10 protein-coding genes are annotated in these 10,567 nt (G+C 61.9%); 4 read left to right on the top strand and 6 right to left on the bottom strand.

The window, feature by feature from the left end:
• Nucleotides 1–78 precede the first annotated feature (78 nt).
• From DGI_RS16415 to DGI_RS16440, 6 genes are all read right to left on the bottom strand, one after another.
• Complete coding sequence (locus tag DGI_RS16415; protein WP_051286726.1) at nt 79–990, bottom strand: FkbM family methyltransferase; 912 nt, start codon at nt 988–990, stop codon at nt 79–81.
• A gap of 4 nt (nt 991–994) precedes the next feature.
• A complete protein-coding gene (locus DGI_RS17610) occupies nt 995–1,795 on the bottom strand; it encodes an O-methyltransferase (protein ID WP_144284255.1) in 801 nt (266 codons plus the stop codon).
• A 24-nt stretch (nt 1,796–1,819) separates the two neighbouring features.
• Complete coding sequence (locus DGI_RS17615) at nt 1,820–3,118, bottom strand: ABC transporter ATP-binding protein (RefSeq protein WP_021758428.1); 1,299 nt, start codon at nt 3,116–3,118, stop codon at nt 1,820–1,822.
• Nucleotides 3,118–3,984, bottom strand: a complete 867-nt coding sequence (locus DGI_RS16430; protein ID WP_021758429.1) for an ABC transporter permease — start codon at nt 3,982–3,984, stop codon at nt 3,118–3,120. Before DGI_RS16430 ends, DGI_RS17615 begins: the two co-directional genes overlap by 1 nt.
• Nucleotides 3,985–4,392: 408 nt before the next feature.
• On the bottom strand, nt 4,393–4,872 hold the full coding sequence (locus tag DGI_RS16435; RefSeq protein ID WP_027193499.1) for a hypothetical protein: 480 nt from the start codon (nt 4,870–4,872) through the stop codon (nt 4,393–4,395).
• A 2-nt stretch (nt 4,873–4,874) separates the two neighbouring features.
• A complete protein-coding gene (locus tag DGI_RS16440; protein WP_021758431.1) occupies nt 4,875–5,621 on the bottom strand; it encodes a ParA family protein in 747 nt (248 codons plus the stop codon).
• 387 nt (nt 5,622–6,008) lie between these two features.
• On the opposite strand from DGI_RS16440, the gene DGI_RS16445 reads away from it, so the two are divergent.
• The 4 genes from DGI_RS16445 to DGI_RS18875 all read left to right on the top strand — a co-directional run.
• On the top strand, nt 6,009–6,818 hold the full coding sequence (locus tag DGI_RS16445; protein WP_021758432.1) for a replication initiator protein A: 810 nt from the start codon (nt 6,009–6,011) through the stop codon (nt 6,816–6,818).
• A gap of 275 nt (nt 6,819–7,093) precedes the next feature.
• Complete coding sequence (locus DGI_RS18870; RefSeq protein ID WP_154661688.1) at nt 7,094–7,246, top strand: hypothetical protein; 153 nt, start codon at nt 7,094–7,096, stop codon at nt 7,244–7,246.
• Nucleotides 7,247–7,924: 678 nt separating this feature from the next.
• The gene (locus tag DGI_RS16450; RefSeq protein WP_081697032.1) at nt 7,925–8,791 is read left to right on the top strand and encodes a sulfotransferase; all 867 of its coding nucleotides are present in this window, start codon (nt 7,925–7,927) and stop codon (nt 8,789–8,791) included.
• Between the two features lie 190 nt (nt 8,792–8,981).
• A partial coding sequence (locus DGI_RS18875; RefSeq protein ID WP_021758435.1) for a sulfotransferase family protein occupies nt 8,982–10,567 on the top strand: 1,586 nt, incomplete at its 3' end.

Here is a 10,567-nt window from a genome sequence, read left to right on the forward strand (position 1 = left end):
AGGCTGTTTGTACACTGCGATGACAAGCCCCGACAAGGCCTGGCAATCCTGGCAGTCCCGGCAGTCCCGGTGCAGGCCTCATGCGCGGCAGTGCAGGATGACGGACTGCGCCAGCTTGGCCACGGGCGCATAGCCCTGGGCCGTCAGGAAGGCGATGACGGGATGCTCCGCCAGAGCCTGCAGGGGCGTATCCAGCACCTCGATGATGAGCCAGTGCGGGCGGTAGGTCTGCCAGTCGTTGGAGCGCAGCACGCCCATTTCCTCGCCTTCCACGTCGATATTCATCAGATGGATGGGCCGGCCCTGGGGCCAGTGCCGGGCCAGGATCTCGCGCAGGGGGCAGGGCACGATTTCCCGGATGCCCAGCCGTTCCCAGCCGGCGGCCACGTAGGAGTCGGCCAGGGCGGCATCAAAGGTGTTCAGGGCCGGTTCCCGGAACTGGTGAAAGCGCAGGGGCGTGGCAAGGTCCGACACCGCCTGCTCCACGTTCACGTCCTCGGGCCGCAGCCGGCGGAAGGCCTCCATACTGCCGGGGGTGGCGTCGATGTTCAGGCCCCGCCATCCCTGGCGGTACAGGGCATACGTGTTGGACAGCCGGCGGGGGTGATAGGCGCCGATTTCCACGTAATAGCCGGGGCCTTCGGCCGCCATGAGCCGGCGCAGGGTCAGCTCTTCGCCTTCCTGGCTGTAATTCCAGGTGAGATCGCTGACGGTGGCAAAGGCGTCCTGCATGGTCTCGGGAATGGGCCTGCCCTGCAGGGCGGCGCAGCAGACCGTAAACAGGCCTTCGCGCACGGCGGGGGGGGCGTCGGCCAGCAGCAGGGCCAGATCTGGCTGTGCCTGCATGGTGTCCAGCAGTTCGTGGGGGTGCCGCCGGGCCAGCATGTCCAGAATCCGCTGCCGCACGCGGGGATTGCGGCGCAGCACAAGGGCCGTGCCCTGTTCCAGTACGGACGCCGCCGCCCGTCGAAAAGCGTTGTACCACTGCATCAGCTCACCAATTTTCGCCTTGTTGCACGGCAATGCCGCCGATGGGCACGGGAGACTGCAACCGCGCCGTCAGCGGAGAACGGAACGGCAGGAACAGGGATGTTGTCCAGCAGTAGGGATTGCATGGGCCAAAGCCATTGAAATCAATGGGGAAGAATCCGTTCTGCCGCAGGAGGGCCGCCACGTCCGTGTACCAGTCCGAATTGTCCAGCAGGATGACGCCATGGGGCGCCAGGGCCTGCAGGGCCTGGGCGGCGCAGGCCGGCCGCCAGATGCCGTCCACCACGATCATATCGAATGTCGCGCCCGGCTCGTGCACGGCGGCGGCGTAGGCCTCGCGGGTTTCGCGCAGGGCCAGGCCCTTGAGGCCGGCGGACTGGGCGACCATGGCGGCGTGCCAGGCCGGGTCGTGCTCCACGCTCCAGACCTCGGCCCCCTTGCGCGACCAGTACAGCGAGGAATTGCCGCACCCGTATTCAAAAATCCTGAGGCCCCGGGCATCAAGCTGATTGAAGTATTCAATGGCCGGATAGGTGTACCAGGGCAGCGGGGAGCCGTCTGCCGCGGTGGGGCGCTTGCTCTCCAGGGTGCGACGGTAGCCGCTCTGGTCTGCCAGGATGGCGACGGCGTCGCGCAGGGCCAGATCCGCCGCGGTGAGCGGCTGCGGCGCGGTGTCTGCCTGGGCGGCCTGGGTGGCCTGGGTGGCCAGGGTGGAAGGGCGGGATTGGCGGGCCAGGCGGCCGGCAATGGCGGTCCTGACTGCGCTCAAGCTGCGCCGGATGGCGGTGGTATCCAATAGATTCAAGGGGCTGGCCGTCCCATGCCTGGGTCAGGCGAGTTTGCGCAAGGCGATGTCCGCATCCAGCTGGATATTGGCGCGGAAATCGGCATACAGGAACCGATCATCCGAATTGGTGATGGCCAGTTGCGCGTGATTGATGATGTAAAACAGATGGATAGAGGCATTGCGCTGGATGACGGCCGAGGAAAACCGGTACACGCCGGGGCGCAGTCGCGGGTTGGGGATGCGCATTTCATACACATACTGGCCGCGGACCAGCTCGAAAAATTCGCCCCGCAGCTCGTAGTTGTCCAGCACGGCAATGGCCTTGTTGATCTCCGAATCTATGATGGTCCGCAACACGGCGTGCTGAATGCGCTCTTCATGCACGGTCACATGCATGCGCAGGGTGAAGCCCTGGCCGAATCGCAAGGTGTCCACGGGGTGGCCCTCGTCGTTCAGGATCTCCAGTTTTTCAATGACGGCGCTGCCCGTGCCCCCCACGGTGCCTTCGTAAGTGGCGCTGAGGGCCGGGGCACCCGCTGCGATATTGGCTGCGGTTGTGGCTGCGATGTTGGAGGCGGCGCGGGCCTGGATGTTGAGATCCTCATAGCGGCGGCAGGCATCCTCCACAGGCACAATGCCTTGCGAAATGCCGTGATGCAGGTTCAGGCCCTTGTCGCACACTGCCCAGATGGAGCCCGGCGCATGGGACACCAGCAGGATGGTGACCCCCTCCTGCCGCAACGCCTGGATGCGCTCGAAGCATTTTTTCTGGAAATTCAAGTCCCCCACGGCCAGCACTTCATCCACCAGCAGGATATCCGGCGAGCCCAGCACGGCCACGGCAAAGCCAAGGCGCACGCTCATGCCGCTGGAATAGTTGCGCACGGGCATGTCGATGAACTGTTCCAGCTCGGCGAAGGCGACAATCTCGTCAAATTTCCTGCGGATCTCGGTTGGTGTCATGCCCAGCAGGGTCCCGCTGATGAAGACGTTCTCCCGCCCGGTGAGCATGGGCGAGAAGCCGGCCCCCGCGGCGATGAGCGCCCCCACCCGGCCGCGCAGGGTGGCCCTGCCGGCATCCGGGGAATAGGTGCCGTTGAGGATGCGCAAGAGCGTGGTCTTGCCCGAACCGTTCAGGCCCATGATGCCCAGGGAGTCCCCCGGCATCAGGGAAAAACTGACGTCCTTGAGGGCCCAGAATTCGCCGGGACGCAGGGTCTGATCCTTGCCGCGGCCCGTGAGCCGACGGACGGAATCCTTCAGGCCATACTTGAGGGCGTTGCGCAGGGACAATCCGAACTTCTTCCCCAGCCCTTCCACCTGCACGCGGGAAATTGCCATCACAGACGCTCCGCCACCAGGTCTTCCAACAGATAAAACACGCGCAGCCCCACCACCAGGCAGGCCAGCGTCCCCGCAGACACCAGCAGATACCCCCCCAGGGCCGGCGAATGCCCGGTGAAGATCAGCGCCCGCGGCACATCCACCAGATACGTCAGCGGGTTCCACTCCACGCAGGCCTTGAGCCAGGGATTGACGATGGAGGACTGCACATACACCACCGGCGTGATGTACATGATGATGTTCAGCAGTTGCGTGGCCATGGGGGTGAGATCCCGGGCAATGGACCCCAGCACCGAGAGGATAAGCCCCGCCGCCGTGCCCAGCAGCAGCATGGGCAGCACCAGCAGCGGATAGGCCAGAAACCAGGCCGACGGCCAGATGCCATGCCCCAGGAAGACCACAAGCGTGGTCACCATGCTGATGAGCATGCTGTACAGGAAGGCGGAAAGCGCGCTGATGGCCAAGGCCAGCTTGGGAACGCGCGTGCGCATGATCAGATCAGCCTGCGCCTGCAAGCCGTTGCTCACCGCGCCCATGGCCCCGGGCAGGCAGGCCCAGATGTTGCTGCCGAGCATCACATACAGCGTGTAGGGCATGGCGTTTTCGCCGGGCTGCAGCACGCCCATGGCGTACAGGAACAGAAAGCTCAGCACGCTCATCAGCGGCCCCAGCAGGGCCCACAAATACCCCAGGATCTTTTGCCGGAACTGGGCCAGGAAATCGCGCCAGAAGAGCCGGTAAATGATGTGGCGGGATTGGCGCAGCTCCGACCAGGAGTGCCGCACGCCCCACACAAGGCCGCCCTGGCGTTCGTTGGGCGTGTACACCGTGATCAGGGTGCCGTTTTCGTCGAGATATCGCACGTGGAGGCTCCAGAAAACCGACCGCCGGGCAGCGGCTGGGCCGTCTGCCGCACGGCAGGTCGCGGGCATGGGGGGAAGCGCCAAGGCGCATCAGTGGATCTGTTTCTAAAAAAACACTCGGGGGAACACCTTTCTCAGAAAGGTTCTTCCCCCTCGCAACGTCCTTGCTCCAACATTTGGAACCACGCTTTTGTGTTGCTAAATATTTTTTATGACGACGTCAATCCAACCCCTGCCGCCCCGGGCCAGGGAAGCGGGCAGGCACGCGGGTGGCGGGGGTCAAAAACGCGTGGCCATGGGTCAGATTCGGTTTCAGGTGCGCAGCCCCGGCCCCTTCGTTCCAGGCGTTGATGCACACGGCGCGGGGTCTCCACACCCGCCGGCAGGGTGGTGACGCGCCCGGTGCGGTCAATACCCGTGGCGAGTCAGATATGCATCCAGCGCTTCGCGCACCACCGGCGCTTCCTTGGCGCGACGCTCAAAACAAAACACCCGCAGCCGCTCGGCCAGCGGCTCGGGCAGGACGATGTGTTTGCGCACCTCGGCGACCTTGTGCAGGTGCGCATTTATGTCATTGCGCAACTGCACATCTGTGGTCTTATCCAACTCCACATCTTCCGATTTGCGCAACTGCACATTTGCGGAAATGTGTTCAGGCGCAATTGCTGCCTCCGCCCCGAGGGGCGGCACCGGATACCCTGCTGAATCAGCAGGCAATCCATGGCCAGGATCCGCATGGCGCATTGCCGCAGATGCGGGTTTGGATATTTGCGCAGATGCGGGAATGTGCATTTTCACATCTGCGTCGGGCTCCATTGCGGGGGCTTCGGTCCGTTTGAACAGCACATTGCCGCCGGCCTTGAGGCCTTTGCCCAGTCCTGCTGCCATATTCAGGTCCTCCTCATGATCTCATTGGCCAGGGCTTCATAGTCCTGCGCCCCGGCGCTGCCCGGCCGGTAGGCCAGGATGGTTTGCCCGTGGCTGGGGGCCTCGGCCAGGGCCACGGCATCGCGAATGCGGGTCTCGAAGAGCAGGTCCGGAACATTGCGCCGCAGCTCGTTGAAGACATCGCGATTCAGGGTCTTGCGCTTGTCGTAGAAGGTCACGACGATGCCCAGCACGGTCAGGCCCGGGTTGAGCTCGCGCACCAGGGCCACGGTGTTCTGCAGCAGTTCCAGCCCGCGCAGGGCATGGTATTCCGCCTGCACGGGGATGATGAGTTCCCCGGCGGCCACCAGGGCATTGACCGTGACCAACCCGAGGTTGGGCGGGCAGTCCAGCAGGATGAAGTCATACCCCGTCACCGGCGCCAGAGCCTTCTTGAGCATGTTTTCGCGGCCGATGCGTCCGGCAAAGGCCAGATCGGCCTGGGCCAGGCTCATGCCCGCGGGCGCGAGGTCCAGCCCCTCGCACGACAGCAGCACGTCGGCCAGGGTCACCTTGCCGTCAAGGACGTCGTAGAGGTTCTTCTCCAGCTCGTCCGGATCGAACCCGCAGGAGGCCGTCAGGCTGCCCTGGGCATCCAGGTCCACCAGCAGCACCCGCGCCCCGGCCCGGCTGAGGGCCGCGCCCACGTTGTGCACGGTGGTGGTCTTGCCCACGCCGCCCTTCTGGTTCACAAAGGCAACAATCCGCATGGCTGCATCCTCCCATGTCTGCATTTGTGAACATGCTGCAAAGCGCATCTGCAGTCAAGCGGTAAATCACAAATGCACATTTGTGCTGATGTGGAAATATGGTAGTGTGGCAATGTGGAATCACACATTACCGCAAAAGATCTTTCCGATTCATTTCAGTTGCTTGTTGAGATTTCAGCAACGTGCGGCCGGCCCGGCTTCTGTCATGGCCGCCACGGCCGCCAGTCCAGCCATGCCCGGGAACGCCTGCTTTGCCAAGTCGCGTCCGATGGTGGTATGCTTTGTCGTAGGATCGCGCAGGGCCTCCCCATTTTTCTGCAGAAACGTGTTCCCCGGGAGCCCTTGCCGAATACACCATACGCCAGCGCAGCCACAGGGAGCGCACCCATGACCGAACGCATGGTCAAAATAGCGGAATTGCAACAAAAAGACCGCATGGAACGCTTTGTCCAGCTGGAGTTGTACCCGCAGCAGAGCGTCATGCCCAATCTGGCGGCCAAGTCCCTGCTGTTCCGGCCCACGGCCAAGGGCCGCCGGCCTCATTTTCCGGATTGGGAGCCCGTGCCCGTGCTCAACATCCAGCACATGGAAATGTCGTTCCGCAACTACCAGCTGGATCAGAACGACCTGACGGGCTGGCTGGTGCTGCTGCAGTTTGCCAAGCACCGCCAGGACCTCATTGCGGCCTTCACCGGCAAGGAGTTCCTGCGGCGCATGCGCAAACAGGGCAGCAGCCGGGACTATGCCTGGCTGAGTTCCTTCATCGACCGCATTTCCGGCACCCAGGTGCGCGTTGCCATCTCCGGGGAAACCGAGAACGGCAGCCGCCGGTTCCGCTATCAGGGCGTCCTGGCCCCGCAGGCCATGATCGAGGAAACCAGGGAGATCTACGCCCTGGAGCTCTCCAGAGCCCTGTGGTCCTTCTTTGGCATCGACAGCTGGAGCTACGTGAACATGGAAGCCCGGCTGGCCCTGGGGCAAAATCAGCTGGCCATGGCCTTTCAGGCCTTCCTGATGGCCAACCAGTCGCCCTTCTGGACCACCTGGGAAACACTCTACTCCATGTGGGGCAGCAACTACCACGAGATGCGCAAGTTCAAACACGCCTTCCAGGACCGCGTGTTCGGCGAGCTGCTCAAGGTCGGGGCCATCCAGAAAATCGTGAAAAAAGACAAAACAATCGGCGTGTATTGGTGAGGCCAACGTGAAATCACCAGACATTGCCGTCAAGACGGAAGCGTTTCCTCCTTGACGGACCGGGGCAAACCCGCCGGACCCGGGCCGCAATCCAGGGCAGGGCGGGTGGAAATGCTTCCGTCTTGACGCGCCAACGTGAAATCGCCGGACATCTGACTTTTCCCAACGTGAAATCGCCGGACATTTGCCTTTTTCCAACGTGAAATCGCCGGACATTTGCATGGTCTCCAACGTGAAATCGCCGGACACGCGACGTGAAATCGCCGGACATTTGCATGGTCACCAACGTGAAATCACCGGACACGCAACGTGAAATCGCCGGACACCCCAACGTGAAATCACCGGACAACCAACGTGAAATCGCCGGACATTTTCGCCCGCAAACCCACGGCTGGCGCGGGTTCCGGGGGTGCTGTAACTTGTATTAAAACTTATAAGAATAAGAGAAAGGAAAGAGGACCCCGCGCCAGTGCCCACCAGCCTGCGGCCCTCCCCCAAAAAAACATTCCATAAGGGGCAGGCTGCGCCTGCGGACTCCGGGCCTGCGGCCCTTGTCTGGGGGCTGCGCCCCCAGCCCCCCCGAACCAGCCGGACAGCGACGAAACGGCTGCGCAATGCTGAACAGTTTTCTGTGCGCCGGACTCCACCGGCGTGGCAAACTCCCCCCTCTCTCTGGAATCGATCACCGCCAGGAAGCCTCCCTGGCCTTGCCCTAGTACTGCTCGCTGCTGTACCCCGCATGCTGCTTTCCTTGTTGGAGGACACGCATGCCCGAGACCTGCAGGGGAAGGCAGAAGCGCCCCTGGCGACGGGTACGAAATTTCGAGGGTTTCTGCGCGGCACTTCGTCATGGCGGGCACCCCTTTGCCCTCTCGTCTAAGAATATGAATTTTAACAAAAAAAAGACAACCCGCCGTTTTTTTGTGCAGTATTCAGCCAGGCTACAGATTTCCGTCTGGCAAATTTGATGGACATATTATATGAAATTTGTTCTCTTTGGCGTCCGGCAGTGGGAAGTTTTGTGTTTGGGCGATCAGAAATAAGCGGTGCGGCGGAGGTGTTTCCGCCGCATTTGCAATAACGACAGAATGTAGGGTGTTGAAGCGATGCTTGAAACATTCATTTTTATTGGTGGTCCGGGCCGTTCTGGGACATCTTTTGTGGCGAATTGCGTCGCCAACATGCCTCGGGTAGCCTCGTTTCGAGGCATTGAGCTGAAGCTGTTTTATGAGCTGGGCGGGCTGTTCGATCTGCGCAGCACCCTGACGGAATTTTTTTCGCCCAATCGTGCCGCCATCGCCTTGCATCATTTTAATGAATTAGTGGCCAAGCTCATTGATGGCAGGCATGGGCAGGCTTCGTTCAGCGAAGGGGTGGAGCGCTCCGAGATCGCCCACGCTTTTGCCACCTTCCGGCAGCAGATCATAGAAGATAACGTCCCGGTACAACAGGAGAAGCAGGCTTTCAACCAGGCTGCCAGTGCCCTGTTGCAGGCCGTGGCCAACGTGGCGGTGGCGGCAAAGCCTAATGCCACGGCCTTCATGGAAAAAACGCCACACAATCTGTTGCAGCCGGCGTTCCTGAAGGATTTGGCCCCCAAGGGGTACTATATTCACGTCAGCCGCAATCCCAAGGCCATAGCCGCTTCCGTGGCCAGGCAGCCCTGGGGCCCCAGCCATTTGCCCGGCGCCATTCGCTGGGTGAAGTCGTATTTCGCCAGCTGGGAGAAGGTGCGCGAAAGCTATGCCACCCTTGGGCTGCCGCTGTTGGAGCTCCGTATTGAGGACGTGGCAGCCAACACGGCGGCTTACAGCGCCAAGGTGCATGAATTTCTTGGATTTCCCCAGGGAGAAGACGTGTTTGCGCCGGCCAACCTGGAGGTTCTCGGCAAATGGGGCGAAGGCAGGACGCCGTTTGAGCTGAAGCTGCTGGATGCGGAATTTGCCGGTCTGTGCACCAGGCTTGGCTATTAGCGTTATTTTTCAGGCAGTTCCATCCATTTCAGTGCCCTTTTGCTGCAGGCGAAGCCAGGCCTGGCGGCATTGCGGCCTGCTGGATGCGGGCAGGCCGCAATGCCGCGTCTTGCGCGCGGCGCTCGACTCCTATTGGCTCTTGCGCTAGGAAATGAAGCGCTCAGTTTAACCAGAATCTGCAGGGACGCTCATGCTCACACAGCCCAATCCGCTTCTTGTTCTCAGCATGCATCGCAGTGGCGCCTCTGCCCTGGCCGGCTGTTTGCATCTCCTCGGCTTCAATCTGGGTCCCAGCCTGAAGCCCGCGGATGAGAACAACGAGCAAGGCTACTGGGAAAATGAAGACCTGGTGCTGATCCATGAAATCCTGCTGCGGCAGTTGGGCTGCTCGTGGGACATGATCGGCTCCCAGCCGGCTGGCTGGCTGGAGTCCGCGGCCGGGCACAAGGCCAGGCAGAATCTGCAGGCGTTGCTGGAGCGCAGCTTCCCCCCAGGCACGCCCTGGGCCGTCAAGGACCCCCTTCTGTGCCCTCTGATGCCTTTGTGGACGTCGGTACTGGAGCAGCGGGGCGAACGGCCGGGGCTCATCGTCCTGGTGCGTCATCCAGAAGAGGTGGCTGCATCCCTGGCTCGGCGCGACAAGATGGACATCCGCAAGGGCCTGTTGCTGTGGCTGGCCTACAACCGGGAGGCCTTTGCCGCCTGCCGGGATCGGCCCCACGTGGTGATCACCTATGACCAGTTGTTGGCCGACCCCATTGGCGTGCTGGCGAATATCGAAAAAAGGCTCTGCATCACCTTCCCTAAAACGTTGCGGGAAACTTGTTCCAGTATCCTTTCTCTTGTGCGGACCGACCTCAAGCATGAACACGTGGCGGACCGGCGGGAACCTGTCGAGGACAACTATTCCTATTTCTCGACATTATACGAGTACATACGCAACATCGGCATTGAGGTGGACGTTGCCCAGGCCTTGAGCCAGGCAAGCCAGGAATGCGCTGTCGGGAGCCTTTCTGCCAAGGAAGAGATTTTTTTTCAGCCCATTGCTACAGAATTGCCCCTGCCGGCCAAGGGCGAGTCGATCTTTGTATCCACCAGGGAGCGCCTGCGTAAGGCCGCGCCGCAGCTGTTCGACAATCTGCTTGAACACATTGGCGTCCAGGAACGGGAATGGGCCAGCCACCGGGCCGCCTGCGAGCGCCGCATCCTGACTTCCTCCAGCATCGGCAGCACCCTGTTTGCCGAGGTCTACTTCCCGCAACCCCAGGAGCCGACCTACTCCGAAAAGCATAAAGAGACCTTTCTGCTGGTCCCCGAGGTTTGGCAGGAGCTGGCCTGCATTATCGAAAATCCAGTGGCGCTGCGTCGCTGGGGGCTGCGCATCGATCCCCTCAATACCAAGGGGATGGTCTCCATTTCGGAAATTCAGCTCATCAATGTTTCCACCAGCGAGCCGCTGTTCCGGGTGGCTGATCCTCAAGGCTTTGCCCAACTGCGAGTCGAAGGGCACGGCTTCGCCATCTCCGGTCAGGAGGCCCTGACCCTGTGCGCCGTTGATTCGGATCCCCAGATCTACCTGTCTCCCCTGGACCTGCCCGACTGCCCGCTGGAACTGCGCATTTGGCTCAAGGTCCAGACCAGTCAGGAACCCCTCCAGGCCATCTGGGCCGACCAGCAGCAGGCCCTGGCCGAACTCTCTGCCGTTCTGGAAGCGGCACGTCGCGAAGCGGCCGGACGCATCCAGGATCTGGAAGGCCAGCTCACCGCCCAGGCGCA

The sequence above is a fragment of the Megalodesulfovibrio gigas DSM 1382 = ATCC 19364 genome (assembly GCF_000468495.1).
Lineage (GTDB): Bacteria > Desulfobacterota > Desulfovibrionia > Desulfovibrionales > Desulfovibrionaceae > Megalodesulfovibrio > Megalodesulfovibrio gigas.